Genomic DNA, 16534 nt, shown 5'->3' on the forward strand with positions numbered 1-16534 from the left:
AATACATTTAAAATGGAGGGTAAAAAAGAATTACAAAAAATAGAAAAAGCGAAAGCTATAATGGATTCGGGTGTTGAAGAATTATATAGTACGAGAAGTTTAGATACACTTACTCTAATGGAAGTTGGAAAAAGATTAAATTTAATTGACATAGAGGCGATAAAACGCTGGCTTAATAAAAATAAAATTCGTATCTATAAGTTTCCAAAACAAAATTACGTTTACCAAATTGACTTAGACTGCGAAATTGATAAAATTAGAGTCACAGATTTACGAAAGGAGTTTCCAGATAATTGGGAAGAAGTTTATAAAAAGATAGCCAAGGATAACGCAGTCTATGAGATGGTTGTCATCAGTTTAGGTGGTCAGGTTTTTGAGAAAATTAAATCAAAAATAACTGTAAAAAATAAAAAAGAAGAAGACCTATTTAACAGATATTCAGCATGAAAAAAATAAAACTACCAAAAAATCCTCATCGAGGTTTGAAGATATTTTGTCATAAATGCAAAAGGGATAATCCGACATGCAATCACTATGATGTGCATAAATATAAAGTAGTAGTTCATGTCGAGGGCGGAAATAACAAGAAAAAAACTAAAGTGCTAACAGCAATTAAGTATGAAGATGCTGTAAACGAAGCTATTGAATTTCGAAAAGAATTGGAACAAAATAATTTTGAAAGAGTTAGCGACAGCCTCAAGAAGATAGATTATGTAATGTTGGGTGCATTGATTGAATACCAACGTTATTTAGAGGGTAATTATAGATATTCACATCTAGTTAAAAAAATTTCAAAAGATTATCAAGATGAATGTTTGAGATACTGTAAATATTTTTTCGATAACATCAATCCGCATAAGAATGTGAAGACATCAAGTATAACGTTAGTTGATCAAATAGATGTAGCCAGATTTTATACTTGGGCAGAACTTCAATATGGTCCAAAAACTTTTAATAAATGTTTTAGTGAAATTAAAGCATTCTTTACATTTTTAATAAAGGTAGAAAAAATAGATATGGAAAATCCTTTTGCAGTCTATAATGCTAAAAAGGTTATAAAGAGGAATATTAATACATTGGAAAAAGACGAATTTATGAAGATTTTACACGCAGTTGAAAATGAAAGTGGATTTCATACGTTGAAAAAAGGGAAAGGAGAGGTGAAAAATATGTATAGACCATATTTAGTGGATGGTTTTAAACTTGCATTACTGACAGGTTTGCGCCGGGAGGAAATTGTTGTGCTTAAATGGAGCGATATTTATATTTCAGTAAAAGGCATAATGTTTTTTATGGTTTCGAATATTAAAGTAGAAAAGGCTATGAACAACGTGAGTCATGAAAAATACTGGAAGTACGTTCCTATAAATCAAGATTTATTTGGTTTTTTGAAAGATCTGGGATATGAAGATAAAAAGGCAACTTCCGAGTATATTTTATTTCCAGAGCGAGAAGTGAAAACTTTAACAATTATGAACGACCTGTCTAAGGGTTTTTCACACTATAGAAATAAGGCAAAAATAAAGAAAGAAGTCTCTTTTGCAGATTTAAGGAAAACTTACTTGTCTTGGGTAAATGCTGTTGTCCATAAAGAGACGGGAATTTTATCGTCACATTCAACTCATGAAGTTTTAAAAACATTTTATTTAGACCCAAAAATTTTATCTACAATCGAAGAAGCGGCACTAAAAATTCAAGTCTTCGGAACGTAAAATATCACAAGTAATAAATTAGTACGAAAATTTTCTACACGACAAACCCTTAAAGAATATTTCTTTAAGGGTTTGTTATTAGGGAGAAAAAAACAAAAACAACCTTTACCAGAAATGATAAAGGTTATCTTTTATTGCGATTCAATGTATTCTTTAATAATTAATTTAATATTTTACAATTAGGTTAATCTTGAATCCAAAGTCACTTCATGAACAGCAGAAAGATATACTTGATTAGCAAGTTCTGCTGTTTTGTATGTTCCTAGGTATTTTTGTTCATAATTGACAACTATATAGCTTTTAAAACCGGTTCCATTTGCGTTTTGATATACTCCTGTATATCCGCTCTTGTTTTTTCGATCTTTAGAGCAGTTCTTTCTATTAGTGATTAATTGTAAATTTTTTAAACAGTTATTCATTGAATTATTATCAATATGGTCGACAACTAACGATTTGTCAAATGGATCCAATCCTAAAAAAGCTATTCCCATAATTCGTGCCGCATACATTTTTTTTGACTCTCCATTTTTCGAGATTGTGTAAACCACTCTTGTTTTGGTACTTTTTCCGTGATCTTTGCTGGACATTGGTTTTAAAATTCTTCCCTTGCTATTTCTTAATCTGCCACAAGTTGAAATTTCATAATTTTCAAAATTATGAACTTCTTTCCAAATTTCGTTTACATAGTTGTTTTTATTAATCATTTTAATAGTGCTATTTTTTATACACTATATATAATTTTTTGAAAGAGAAATTTTAAGGGGGGGTGGATTGTTTATACAATTATATCCTAATAAATTACAGTTCTAACTCTATTAATCTGAAAAACTCTTAAGCTTTAACTTCTGGGTGGTCCTTTTATCGATTATTCTAAACTAAAATTATTTAAATTTTCTCATGAGCTTTTTTTTTTATTATCTGCTTGTTGTAAGACAGGCAACTTATACCAGATAGCTGTATTTGACCAGCGTGGTCCGCCTATATGATATCTTGGTGATAGCTAAAACTCAATCCCCTGTATAAATTAACTTTATGGGTAAGGGATTTTATGCCCAATCCCGAAGCTTGGAGTAAAGGAAATCACTATAAAAACGATTTTGTTTATACTGCAAAAAAAAAGAGGCGTTTTAGCCTCTTATAATCTCTCTACTCATTTTACGATAACTCCATAGTGTTGACGGCATGTAATCGGTTCCGTTCAGCCGCGGGTTCATTGTTCGTTCTTCGAACGCAACGAAACCCTAGCTGTTACCAGCTGGCGTTTTTATTTAGTATTTTGAACCTCTTTCTAATTTATCTAGCCGATTTATTAGACCAATATTTGGGTTATTATTTTTCAAAATATGTTTAGCTCGACATTTTTTTGAGAGCATTTTTAATGATTGCAAATCTTCAATTTCAGTTGCTTTATATTCTATATTAAAATTCAAAACTGATAGAGTATCTGAAAGGAAATAAGAGTTTTTATCCAAACTAACGATATAATTATCTACAACCTCACGCCATTTTTTTGGTCTTTCGGCAATAATTAGTAGCATAAGTTCATGTTTAAGTAAACTATTTGTTTCATTTATAGCTTTGTCTATAATAAGTGGACCAATTTTAATTGAATAAATGTCATCTTTAAAAATTTTTACAATATTTGTAGGTATCGCTAATAGTACTGCTAATCTTTTTTGAACTGGATCATCTATTTTAAAATCATCTTCATTTAAATTAAATCTTGCACCTTCAAATGCAACATTACCGTTATCAGCCAAAAATGGTGCTAATACAATTAATATTTTGTTAATCTCATTCCAACCTTGTGTTATTTGATTTATTAATTCTTTTTTCAGTTTAGAATCAGTAACAAAATCACTATTTCTAAGCGCTCTTGATGTTGCTGAAATTTGACGCATTAACACTAAAACTGAATAGTCTCTCATTACAGAATTGAAAACTTGATTATATGGTTTTGTTTGATTATAATGTTTATCAGCATATTTGTCTTTAACTTCGTCTGGTAAACCAGAAGAAATAACATTAGAACCAATTTTTTCTTCCTCTTTTTCTAAAGTTTGTATGTCTGGAATCCATTGAATTGCCTTAAAAGGATTTAAATCATTTGGTATTTTCACTTTTGCTCTAACTATTTGTAAAGTTTCCTCTAAATCTTTATTTAGTACAATTAAAGCATCTTCTTTATTTCTATCAATTCCTGTATAAAACTCAATTATTTCTGGATAATCTATGTATTTTTTTTCTGTATATATTTTTTCACGGAATTTTAGATTCATATTCATTCTTTGAGCAATAAAGTAAAATACCCAATACGAGTTTTTAAAATAATTTAAATTTGAACTCGTACTCCCAATTATTGAATTGTCTTTTAATGCATTTAATAGATAGTTTAAATCAAGATTAATAAAATTATCCTCACAGAATTTAATTAACTCTTCTTTAAAATATTGATCGCTGAATTCAAAATCTTTTCTCAAAATTAGCAACTCACATAAATATCCCAAAACGAAGCTACAATCTTTTACATCAGGCTTTTTGTCATGATAAGTAGGTAATTCATAGTCTTGAAAAATTCCATTTAGAATAGTTTCTAGTAACTTTGTTCGGTTTATTGGACTGTAGTCATCAACCATTTTAGAACTCGCCCTTAATATTGAAATACAGTTTTTAACTGTACGATGCATATTTAAAGTTTCTAAATCTTTCGTTACCTTAGATAATGTTTGATCACAATCTTCAACAAATGATTTTGCTTTTGCATATGAAGAAACAACTTTTCTTACTTCTGCTTGTGGTAATGGTAGTAAATATAATGGATTGAAAGATCTTCTTATTTCAACTTTGTCATCGTCTTGTGATTTTAGAAAAAAATTATTATCGAGAGTGTTAAGTAAAATTATTGGAATATTTTTATATTCATCACAAACATTTTTTATCATTTGCATTATTCCATTTTCTTCAAAACAAATAGAATCTAAAATTATGCAATCAATATTTTCGCTATCTTTTGAAAAACAATTTTCTGCTACATTGAGTATATCTTTTACTATTTTATGCTTTTTTGTTGTTTTAGAATCGATATAAACAAATGTCTTTCCTGCTTTCCAAGCATTTAACTTTAAATAATGAGCTAACGATGTTAGACCAAATTCAGAAGGTGCTTTAATTATTATATTGGTTGGATTTTCAATTAAAGAGAATAACTCAACTCTGTTGTCCTCATTCTTTGTTGGATTTGTTGGTATATCTCGCTTTGTGCTAATAATTGGCTCAATCCAAACTGGACTTAATTCATTATATGATTTAAGTGATTGATTTAATTCGTCTTCTAATTTTTTTAGAATGATATCAACTTCTTTAATTTTCTCATTTGGATTATTGATTGGTGAAAGTTCAGATATAAACATATTTAATTTTACTTCTAATTTTTCTTCAAACTGTTCACAAGAATTAAAGTCAATATATAATCCGTTATTACTGATACTGTTTTTAAAAGTAATAACCTTTTTACGTTGTTCTAAAATTTCATTAATACTTGGATTGTCTATATCTACTTCATCTTTACCAAAATAAAACATAATTCTTGGAACTGAATTTTCTGATTTCGTTTTACGTTCTATGGCATCATTAAATTCGTGTTCAGTTCCACTTCCTGCTTTTTTTGTAGCATGACCAAATCGGTTTTTCATTATTCCTATGAATATATCATAATTTGATTTCATAATATATTCATCAATTATTTCTTGACCATTTCTCCCCATATCAGGAAGAACGTCATATTCCCACATAAATGTTTTAAAATTAATTTTAAGATGGGTTGCTAAAGCGCTAATGTTTATTTTATTTATTATTGCTTCGCAAATTTCTCTTTCCTTTTCACAGTCACCAGGTGAAGAAATAAAACATTTGAATATTTTTAGTGTTTCCATTTTTTGTTTTAATTGTAGATTTTTGTGGTAAATTTTGTTACGTTTCGTTTTTTTACGCTTGCTGGTAACGTCAGTCTGTGAAAAAACTTACGTTTCGTTCTTTCAAAAATAGTTAAATTATTTTACTAAAAGGAAGAAAAGTTGTATATTTAATAATGCAACACATCACAGGAATACCGCGCAACCAAATGTATTTTTCTAGTTTAGAAGACACTATTTCCTCAGAAAATCCTATTCGATTTATAGATGCTTTTGTAGCAGCTTTATCATTAGAAGCGTTGGGTTTTTCGGTTCAAACGATCAAATCCGAAGGTCGTCCTAGTTTTGATACTAAAATCTTCCTTAAATTGTATCTGTACGGGTATCTCAATGGACTTCGCAGTTCTAGAAAACTGGAAAAAGAATGCGTTAGGAATATAGAATTGCAACGGCTTTTGTGTGCCATAGTTCCTAATTACCACAGTATATCTGATTTCAGAAAAGACAATCCATCAGGACTTAAAAAACTATTCAAACTCTTTGTTACGTTTTTAACAGATGCCGATTTAATTACTGGAAAAACTATTGCTATTGATGGTACTAAAAGCAGAGCACATAATAGCAAAAAAGCCAATTTCAATCAAAAGAAAATTGATAAACACTTGGCTTATATTGAAGAAAGAACCCAAGAATATCTCGATGAAATAGCTAAAAGCGACCAACACGAAAACGCCATTGTTGTTACTAAAATCCAAGTAAAAATAGAGCGTTTAAAAAAGAATAAAATCCGTTATGAACTTCTGGAAGAAAAACTCCAATCTAGTGGCGAACCTCAGATAAGCACTACTGATCAAGATGCTCGAGTACTTTTAGTTCAAGGAGTGGTTGTCGAGGTGAGCTATAATATTCAAGCTGCTGTTGATTCTAAGCACAATTTAGTTGTTGCCACGCACACGATCAATCGCAATGACCGCAATGCTTTAACGGCTATTGCGCTGGAAGCAAAAGAAAACCTAGCAATAGAAACATGCACAGTTTTGGTGGACAAAGGCTATCACAACGGTCGTGAAATCACCCAATGCAAGGATAATAACATTGTAACTATTGTAGCGCATTCCGATCCAGGAAAAAGTAATGAAAACGGGACGCAGCCTGCTTATTTGGTAGCGAAATTTAAATACGATAAACAAACCGATACCTACATTTGTCCACAAGGGGAAACTTTAAAAACTACGGGACGCTGGCATAAGAAAACAAGAGTGAAGGACAGTTATCAATTTAAGAAATACCGAACTCCAGCCTGTAAAACATGTCCTGTAAAACACCTTTGTACCAGTAGAACAGGCGGGCGAGAAATAGATCGCAGTGAATATGCTGATGCTGTGGAAGAGAATAACCAGCGGTATCAAGAAAATCAGCAGTTATACCGAAAACGTCAAGAGATCAACGAACATATTTTTGGAACCATCAAAAGACAGTGGGGTTACAATCATACTAATTTAACAGGTTTAGAGAAAGTAAATGGCAAACACAGTTTAATTATGCTCGTGTACAACATCAAACGCTCCATAAACATTCTAGGCGTACCGGAATTAATAGCAAAACTCAAGAAATGGAATTCACCTTATAAAACCAAAGCTTGTATTAGTTTTAAAACGACCTATTATACCTTTTATAAGGGCTTCAATGAAAATGAGTTACTTATAGCAGCCTAAAAAATAGCGTGTCATAGAGCGGACAAATTCAAGTTTACAAGAGTGTTTTTAGAGCGAAATTGTGAAAAACTGAGGTTTTTTCACAGCCTGACGGTTCTCGGCTTTGCGAAGTGGCGGATTTTCAGCACAAATGTTCATTTGAAAACTGAACTTGAACCTTACTCTAAACTGTAATAGAAGCACTGAACCCGCCATTTTGCAAAACCGATGTTATGCCTTCGCCCTTCTTTTTCTGTCATCCTTTTTGTTGTCATTTCGTGTCTGTCTTGGTGCGTTGTCTTGGTGGCTCTTTTGCAAAACTTGACTTGTGTGTTGGCTTGCGGTTTTGCAAACGTGCCACCAAATGCGTTGGCATTACATTTTTTCAATTTCTGTTACTTTCCATTTGTCGCCTGCATAAATTGCTCTTGCCTTTACTCGGCAATCGTCTGTAATATTGTGTTTTTCTAATAAATATTTTGGAACATAATAATCACCAATAAACGCAAAGTCAGGATTATCTTCATCATAATTTTTATACTTCATTTCCATTAGTCCTGTAATGTCTTTTCGTAAGTTTGGATTTATTTCTTCTGTTGTCTCAATAGATAATATTTTTACTCGCAATTTTTTGTCTTTGTCTGTTTTAGTAACAAATGAAAGTTTTACAAAATCACCTTCGTTTGGTCTAAGGTTAGTTTCTGTGTATTTAACTATTCCTTGTAGCTTGGATGAAATTATAAAGTGAAATAATTGCTTTTGTTCGTTTACTCCATCAACGATTGCAATTTGTGTTTGGAATTTTGATATAACAGAACCTTTGTTAATTTTCTGAATTTGGCGTAATTCCGTTCGGTTATCTTCCTTATTTTTTTTTGTGTAAATCTTTGCTGTTACGAAATCTCCTATTTGTAATTCACTTTTAATTTGCGGGAAAAACACTTCTTTGTTATCTGTTGTAATTGCGTGAATAATGTTTTTTTCTTTGTTGATATAATCAACAATAGCAAAAGTATCTTCTAAAATTTCCCAATGTTTTTTTTCTGATTTTTCAGCAATAAGTGGAATATACTTGTATTCCGTAATGACGTTTTTACCAAGCCAAGAAAATCTGTTTTCAACTTCCTTTTTGATTTCCTGTTTGTGAAGTTTGAACTTTAGAATTTGTCCTAATTCTGATTGTTTTAAGACTTCAAAACGATTTTTGCTAATTGCAAATTCTATTGTTTTACCGTCAGACAAAGTCAAACGTTCTTTTCCTTTGTCGTCTTTCCATTTATCAACCAAAACAACTTCCGTCCAATCAAAATCGGCATAAGCGAAATTTTCAGCAAGCGGAATGTATTTTTTGTATAGTTCCCGATTGTCTTTTAGACTTTGTTTAACTGAATTCGCTTTATTGTATAATTCGTTAAAAAGTGAAGATAATTTCCAACCTTTTATTTCTCTATGTTTTTTGTATGTTTCAAGTTCAACAAGTGCGTCTTCTAATAGGTTTTCCTCAATTAATACATTTGCTAAATTTAAATGGATATCGCCTAAAAAGTCTTCGTTTTTTTCTAAACTTAATGCTTTTGACAACATTCCGATTTTTAAAGAATTATCATTGACAATACAATCTGAAAACTCTTGCCAAACATAATGTTTGTTTGCAAGATCCAAAACAAGTTGTTTGTATATTTTGATTGCTAATTCTAATTCGTTGTTTTTGAAATGCAACAAGGCTTTTTCTCTTAATAGCCATTCATCATTAGGAAATAATTTGATTGCAGTTTCATATGGTTGAATAAGCCATAATAAATCTTGTTCAGATGTTTGAGTTTTCAGGTTTTCAAAAGCCTTTTTAATTGCCTTTGTTGATAATGGTTTGTATGTATTCTCGTCTTTTTTTGTTTCTTTCCAATCGTCATTCCTTAAATTCTCGGGATTCCAATTTTTGAAAAAGCTGAGAAAACGCCATTCTTCATTTTCTTTCATAAACCTTTCCGCAAGATTTAAAATCGCGGAGTGCCATTTTGATTGCCCGTGTTTGGAATAATTGTTATTGTATTGCTCAAACAAGTTCCACAATTCAGAAAATTTATTTTCCTTGTGAGCATTTAAAATGTTCCAAAAAATGGTTTCTCTGAAAAAGTCTAAAATGGTTTCTTTATTAAGTTGAATTTTGCTTAAAAATTCTTCAATGTTTATTTCGGTATTTGAGTTTACAAACTCCCTGCAAATGCGTGAAATGAGCGAAGGAATATCTTTACCGTCTTTATATCCATTGTGCAAATCTTCGTGGCGAAAATTGTCTGGATTCCACAAAAGTAAAAAGTTGTAAAACTTAAAGTCGCTGTGTGTTTTTGAATAGTTTAAAGCAAAATTTAAAATCATAGAATGAAGCATTGAGGGTCTTTCATTCTTTAGGTTCATATAATCTCTAAAAAACGTTCTTACTTCAACTGACGAAAGATTGTTTTCTTCGGCTTTAATATATCTATAAATTATCCAACCGTATGATTCGTGATGTAATTCTGTAAGCCTGTTTTCGGAAATTAGTTTTTTGAAAATCGCTAAGGATTCTTTATTGTTTCCGTTTTTGCTTAGTTCTTCTGCTTTCTGAACTTCTGAGTAATTAGTATCAATTTTTGGTCGAAGGAAATTTTTTTGATTTTCTATTATTTCGTCAATCTCTTGAAAGTCAATTGAAAGTAGTTGACTGAAGTAAGCTCCAGCTTGATTAATGTTTTTGTTAGCGATGTAGTATTTGCTTAAATCAATTAGAGTGTAAGCAAATGCTTTTTGAATCCATTCATCATAAGGTTCGGCAGAAAATAATCTTTGCGCAAGATTTAATGCCTCAGTTAATTTATTGAGTTTTAAAATTCCTTCTAAATTTTTGGCTTCATTTCTAAGTGCGAAAATAGTTTTAGAATCCATTAATTATTATGATTTAAAAGTTCATTAATTTCCTCAGTCAAACCTGTTGTTCTTGTTGGAATAATTTCCGTTTTCTTAAAGATACTTTTACCATCATACCAAAATTTATATGTCGCATTTAGTCCATTTTTCTTAAACTCGTATATTTCGCAATAAGGTTTATGTTCAATGCTATTAACGTAAATATTGGAGGATTCAATTTTAAGTTTTATACTGTCATAAAACTCATTTAAAAATGGATTGTCAAATTCAAATTGTTTTTTGCTTTCTGATAAGATTTTTTCTTCTTCAGATATAATAATTGCTTTGTTTTCAAGCTGAGTTAATGCCGAATAGATTGATTCAACAAGTTCTGTTGTGTTAGTAGGTTTTTCAATTCTTGTGATTTTATTTTGATTGTTAAAATGGATTTTGAAAACTACATTTTCATTTCCTTGTGAGAAAGTATAATGCTCCAAATAACTTGTGTGTTTAATTGAATTTATCTTCAAATTTGCATCTTTTAGGATGTCGTTTACTGCAAGGAATATATTTCTTAAAAATGGTGTTTCACTTGGAAGGTCAAAAGGTATTTCCATCTCTAATATTTCATCACTCAATACAAGTATGTCCTGTCGGGGTGCAATATTTTCAATCCTTGGCGGTTGAAGGTTACTTCCAATTTTAAAATGAGGTTCGTCAATTGTAAATAGATTTTCTTTTGCTCTTGTAATCCCTGTGTAAAGCCAACGAAAATAACTTGAATTGAAATAACCCATTGACGTTTTACAATTCAGAAAAGTGTTTTTCCATTCTCCGCCTTGTGCCTTATGACAAGTTACCGCATAACCAAATTTTATTCTTAAAGAATTAAAATAGGGGTCTGCTCTCAAAGCATCTTTAAATTCTTTTGTTCCTGCTTTCAATGAGTTATTACGAATTTTGAAATCAATGTAAATAGCTTTCAACTCGTCTGAACTTAAATCACGATTATGAGAATAGAGTAGATTCTCGATTATCTTGCATTCAATGTCTTGTTTGTTTTGTTCTTCGTCAATGAAAGCAATCATTACGTTACGAAAAGTCAAGCGAATATCAATTTCAACTAACTTCCCAACTCTGTTTTTTCTTTTCAATCTAATTACTCTGCTTTCATTTACTAGAGATACTTGTTTTACAAAGCCGAAATCACCATTTAGCAATTCCATTTTTTGATGATTGTAATTGTTGCTAACCAAAATCACTTTGTCACCAACTGTAAGAAATTGTTGATTTGGGAAAAAGTGGTTTCTAACAAAGTCGTTATACTCTTTTACTGATGAGTTGGAATGAGCCACAATTATAGTTTCGTCATCAATGCAATTGTTACAGGCTTGTAAATATTTTGAAAGAAGTTCTTCGTGTTTCGTTTTGTTTATGTCCTTGAAATTTATTTCAATATCAAGTTGATTGAAAAGATTAGCTTTTAATGATTGACGTATTTTGGTTGCGTTGTGAAGTATTCCGCTGTCTGCCTTTTGTCTAACGACTTCTGTAAGTTCAAATTCTTTTGATTCAATACTGCAATTGTCCTTTAAATATTTTCCGTCTAATGCAGGTGAAAAATTCATATTTACTGGTGGTAGCTGTGCATTGTCGCCAATGAAAATTATTTTTTTGTTGTGGTCGTTGTTATCGAAATTGATATACTTGATTAAATCTCTTAATAAATAACCTGAACCAAACCTAAAGAATTCTCCTTCGGAATAAACATTAGAGAGCATTGACGATTCATCAATTATGTAAACCGTGTTTGCAGGGTCTTCGTTGTTCTTTAAGTCGTAATAGAATTTGTAAGTTTCTGTTCCGTCTTCTTCTTTCACTTTAAATTCTTTCAAGTCTTTGCTTGAATAAATTGATTTATGAATTGTATATGCCTTATGTTTTGTCTTTTGTGAAATTACCTTAGCAGCTCTACCTGTCGGTGCAGAGATTCTGAAACTTCTTTTATTAGTAGAAAGAAAGTCAGTAATTCCTTTCATCATAAAAGTTTTTCCAGTTCCTGCATATCCTTTAAGCAAAAAGCAAGTTGAGTTGTCGGCAAGAAACTTTTCCAACTCGTCAATAAGTGTTGTTTGTCCAGGCGTTAGCTCGTATGCAGAAAAAGTTTCCTTCAGATTCATATTATTAATTGTGCGGTTGGGGAAAAATAAATGTGGTGCAACCGTGTGTCGGCTTTTGGGTGGGGTTGCAGCTCTTTTGATTTTGCTGAAGCGTTGGCTTTTCTGTTCATTTTTTGTCTGTAGTTTATGGTTAGCACGTTCGTCATAGCATTACTGGTAACTAGTATATATGCGAAACAAACATTCGTATATGCACCTGTTTTTGGGTTGATTGGCGAAGGTTTGTTTCGCTTTATTTCACTTTCAAAATTACTATTTTTTTCTTACAAATCATCAAACGGACTTTTTATTGTTCAATACTCTATGTACTGACAGTAGTGTATATATCATTCGTTTTAATTTTGTAACAAAATAGTATTTACAGTTAGATAAATTATTATGGTATAAATTTAAATTAGAGCAGGGTAGGTGTATTTTGTGCAATATATGTTTTGCTGGTATTGAGAATTTTACCTTAACCTCTTTGCAAACTTATAATGGTTTTAAAGTAAATTTGTAGTTGATAAAATCAGAATTTCTTTTACTTTTTTTACAGTGTTCGGCGAAACGTTATAACCCTTATCTTTATCAGTAGCCAATTTTGCTAAGTTGCGAAGTGACATTGTCGGATTTGATTTTATAACCTTTACTGTTCGATTGTGTTTTGTTAAAGTTTCTTCGGGACTTTCTTTTGTGTCTTTTACGCGACCTCTATATGCTCCTTTTAATCGGGCGTGAAATATTCCCTCAGCCTGCCTTTCTAGCAGGGATGATTTTTCAAGAGAACTTAGTTCTGAAAGGATTGTCGTAATAAGGTTGAAAACAGGATTAGCTTTTCCATTTATAAATGATTCTATTCCTAGATTATCAATTTTTACAATCACATCTTTATCATAAAAGAATTTTAGAGTTGATAGCACGTCGATAGTATTTCTTCCTGCACGATCGATAGCGTGAAAGCTCAGATAGTTTATTTCTCCAGCATCAATAGCTTTGATAAGTAATTTCCCTTGTGGTCTTTCACCGAATGGCACAGAACCACTAATTGTGTCAACAAACAATTTTTCATCTACATGAGCTTTTGCTAGTTGTCTCAGATTAGATTGCTGAGATGTGCTTTGGCGAATGTAGCGAGCTTTTGTCATAAAGTATAAAATTTGTATGTAACAAACATACAAAAAATATATTTATTGTGCAATTTTAGGGTAGTGTATTTTGCACTTTGATAATGATGCTATTATTTGGGTTAATATTTTTAAGATTTGCGCAGTGTATGGCTATACTCTAAAATTGAACAAGAACCCGAAATAGTTATGTATTTGTTCTTCTTTTAATTGGTAGTGCATTCTATTACCTAAACCATAAAGTTAAGATGAATGAATTACATTCTAATAGACGCAATTGAATGGAAATCTATTATATAATTATGAATAGGTGAAACGTTAAAAGGAGCCGCATATTTATACGACTCCCTTTAATTTATATTAATAACATTTTGCAAGCTAGTTATTGTAGTTCTGAAATGATTGTTGCTGAATCATTTTCGGATGGCTAATTTATAAGGTAAGAATTACTCATATTCGAAATTAATACACTATAATTGATTATCTATAAATTAACACAAAGATATAATCTAAACCAAATGTTCTTCTAAAATGAAATCAATATCGTGGGCGAGAATACGATACTTCTCATCTAATTCTAATTCTACAATAGTAATATTCTCCGAGGGTAAATGATTTAAGTAAAATTCAGCTTCTAATTCTAAACTTTCTAAAATTTCATCCATTTCCTCACCATATATTACGCATTCGAAGATGCCTTCATTATCTAATTCCGAGAGATTCATGAATTGAATATTTATTGAAAAACAACTATAATTTCTAAAGTCTAAATGCTCTGCTTCCCAATATGTTGAGAAATTATTAGAGGATTCAAAAACGTCAAAATAGTTTTGAGCCATTTGTATAGCTTTCCTTCTCGCTTCAAGTAAAGAATTATTTACATTAGTAAAATCTTCAGTAAAATGCTCAGAGGTACAAGTTCTATTGTTGTCGAAGTGTTGAACGAATATATTTAAAACATATTTTTGTAGATTGTTTGTGGTCGCTAGTAAAGAGCTTACTTCATTATCCATTTTTATTTTTTTATTTGTTAGTTTATTAGATTTCATAGTTTTATTGTATTAAATGTTTTAATTTCGATTGTCTTTGTGCTTGGATAATTTCCTCTGTTTTTAGATTTTTGCATATTTATAATTGCCGTTTTTATTCTGTTGCCGCCAGTTTTAAATAAATGTGGGTAATAGAAATCCTGTCCCTAATTATTAGGGATATTTTAAACTTCTAAAAAATGTTGATTTTTTGTTATGAATTAATTATTTTTATCTTCATGGACTTTAACCTAGAAAAGATAAATTTGATCGTTGGTAGTAAAATTTTACAATGGAAATTGTCGTATCATTAAATCGCTGGGTATAGCTTGCACCTTATCAATTTGTTTAAAGAAGAAAGGTGTTTTTTTAATAGCGCAATCATCTCTAATTATTCTTGCCCAGTCAGAGTTGAAGGGTCTCTTGCCTGAACCGCTTTCACCTCCGTTAATGACCCAATCAACAAGATCTAGCAATACCATATCACTACCATTTTTAATCTTACGCATTAAATCAATTTTTTCTAATTGTGGTTCTATTGACAAAAATTTCTTTCCATTTATCTTTGAAAGTTGAACAATTAAACCTTTAGCTGTACTTTGATTAACGGGTGATGTACCAAACATTACATTCTTAGGAGGATTTTCTATCCAACTTAATGGGATATACTTATTAATATTTGATGGTCGCTTTGTTAAAAGTAGAAATATTAGGTTAGGCGATTTCGGTACAATCTCATTAAAAAACTTATCTCTGAGATGACCCGTATTTTCGCCAGCTGGATAGGGCTGTCCCTTATGATTAACTAAAGGCATTGGTTTCTCAAAAATATCCATCATGCTGCCAACAAAAACCCTGTGAATTTCACCTCTGTTGGCAGCTTCTTTTTGATATTTTGCTAGATCATTCCATACGCTTATAATTTTTCTCCTTGGTTTGTTATTCCCCCAAATGTCGTTTCCCCATCTTCTTGCAGTTGATAGTGCGTAACAATTATCACAACCATCATTTACTTTTGTGCAGCCCCACCATAAATTTGCGGTGTGATTCGTCCACTCGATTTTACTATTTTCAGCCATTTTTGTTTTGTATTTTTAATTATTAAATTTATTATTTTGTGAATCACCTTTTTGTTTAAACTGATGAGATTAGCACTCTTTGCATTCTACTTTTAAATATTTAATTGAGTATGCTTTTTCACAACCATTAATTAAGTAAGCCACTTTACACATTATATATTAATCAGAAAAGGCATCTGAAAAAGTAGATATTAGTTCAAAATCTCGTGAGGACCAGCAACCCGGATTTTCATTTTGAACAATAAACAATTGTTGAATGGTCTGATTTTGATATCCAATTGCATTAATTGCCGAATTCATCCAGTCACAGTCAATATCCGAACCTCTAATAAATTCGGAAAGCCATGAGTCAATACACGCATAGGATTCCCAGTCAAAATCTTCGTTAAAAGATTTAATTAACGCGTTGAAAGCATCCGTGTAGTTTTTGTATTTGAATTTTTTGATTGTATTCATATTTTTTTATTTAATTGTTTTTTTACATTAGCTATACTCTATACTCTATACACGATGGAGATGTGATCTTCGTCGGTTCTTATACAATGACGAAACCCTCTATTTTCAAATCTTTTCTGGAAGTAAATTAATTTTCTCATTTTATTAGTTATTAACTATTTCTTATTCTTGATAATGAAATTATTTTCGTTTTACTATTTTTATATTATCTGATACTTTGGCATTAGATTCTAGCTGCTTCAGTTTCTATTGTTTTACTAATATGTTTAATTGTTTAACCTTTTTAAAATTATTTTCAACAGTTTTGTTACTTAATACCCAAAAATTTGAAGAAGTAACAGGTAATCAAATTTTTTTATAAATATTACTTTGCTCTTGTCTCTAACTTATTTAATACCTAAAAGTTTGAAAAAGTAACAGGTAACCAAATTTTTTTATAAATATTACTTTGCTCTTGTCTCTAACTTATTTAATACCTAAAAGTTTGA

General features: G+C 30.7%; 11 protein-coding genes. 3 read left to right on the top strand and 8 right to left on the bottom strand.

The window, feature by feature from the left end:
• Positions 1–12: 12 nt before the first annotated feature.
• Together H2650_RS07970 and H2650_RS07975 are read left to right on the top strand one after the other, a co-directional pair.
• The gene (locus H2650_RS07970) at positions 13–447 is read left to right on the top strand and encodes a hypothetical protein (protein ID WP_188050255.1); all 435 of its coding nucleotides are present in this window, start codon (positions 13–15) and stop codon (positions 445–447) included.
• Positions 444–1712 (top strand): tyrosine-type recombinase/integrase, encoded by a 1269-nt coding sequence (locus H2650_RS07975; RefSeq protein ID WP_188050256.1) that lies wholly within the window; start codon positions 444–446, stop codon positions 1710–1712. Before H2650_RS07970 ends, H2650_RS07975 begins: the two co-directional genes overlap by 4 nt.
• 179 nt (positions 1713–1891) lie before the next feature.
• Here H2650_RS07975 and H2650_RS07980 read toward each other — a convergent pair whose 3' ends face one another.
• Positions 1892–2416 (bottom strand): NUMOD4 domain-containing protein, encoded by a 525-nt coding sequence (locus H2650_RS07980; protein ID WP_188050257.1) that lies wholly within the window; start codon positions 2414–2416, stop codon positions 1892–1894.
• Positions 2417–2980: 564 nt separating this feature from the next.
• Positions 2981–5644, bottom strand: a complete 2664-nt coding sequence (locus H2650_RS07985) for a DUF4062 domain-containing protein (protein ID WP_188050258.1) — start codon at positions 5642–5644, stop codon at positions 2981–2983.
• A 155-nt stretch (positions 5645–5799) separates the two neighbouring features.
• Between H2650_RS07985 and H2650_RS07990 the strand changes: the two genes are divergently transcribed.
• Positions 5800–7338, top strand: coding sequence for an IS1182 family transposase (locus H2650_RS07990; protein WP_255462815.1), 1539 nt, complete (start codon positions 5800–5802; stop codon positions 7336–7338).
• A 354-nt stretch (positions 7339–7692) separates the two neighbouring features.
• Here H2650_RS07990 and H2650_RS07995 read toward each other — a convergent pair whose 3' ends face one another.
• From H2650_RS07995 to H2650_RS08020, 6 genes are all read right to left on the bottom strand, one after another.
• Positions 7693–10239: a M48 family metallopeptidase gene (locus tag H2650_RS07995; protein WP_188050259.1), complete on the bottom strand. Its 2547-nt coding sequence runs from the start codon at positions 10237–10239 to the stop codon at positions 7693–7695.
• A complete protein-coding gene (locus H2650_RS08000) occupies positions 10239–12380 on the bottom strand; it encodes an ATP-dependent RecD-like DNA helicase (RefSeq protein WP_188050260.1) in 2142 nt (713 codons plus the stop codon). The genes H2650_RS07995 and H2650_RS08000 overlap by 1 nt, the downstream gene beginning before the upstream one ends.
• A gap of 482 nt (positions 12381–12862) precedes the next feature.
• Entirely contained in the window at positions 12863–13504 is a 642-nt protein-coding gene (locus H2650_RS08005; protein WP_188050261.1) for a recombinase family protein, read from the bottom strand.
• A 488-nt stretch (positions 13505–13992) separates the two neighbouring features.
• A complete protein-coding gene (locus tag H2650_RS08010) occupies positions 13993–14532 on the bottom strand; it encodes a hypothetical protein (RefSeq protein ID WP_188050262.1) in 540 nt (179 codons plus the stop codon).
• A 266-nt stretch (positions 14533–14798) separates the two neighbouring features.
• Positions 14799–15590 (bottom strand): DUF5131 family protein, encoded by a 792-nt coding sequence (locus tag H2650_RS08015; protein WP_188050263.1) that lies wholly within the window; start codon positions 15588–15590, stop codon positions 14799–14801.
• A gap of 159 nt (positions 15591–15749) precedes the next feature.
• Positions 15750–16046: a hypothetical protein gene (locus H2650_RS08020; protein WP_188050264.1), complete on the bottom strand. Its 297-nt coding sequence runs from the start codon at positions 16044–16046 to the stop codon at positions 15750–15752.
• Positions 16047–16534 lie beyond the last annotated feature (488 nt).

This window comes from Flavobacterium sp. GP15 (assembly GCF_014281985.1).
In the GTDB taxonomy this organism is placed as follows: Bacteria; Bacteroidota; Bacteroidia; order Flavobacteriales; family Flavobacteriaceae; genus Flavobacterium; species Flavobacterium pygoscelis.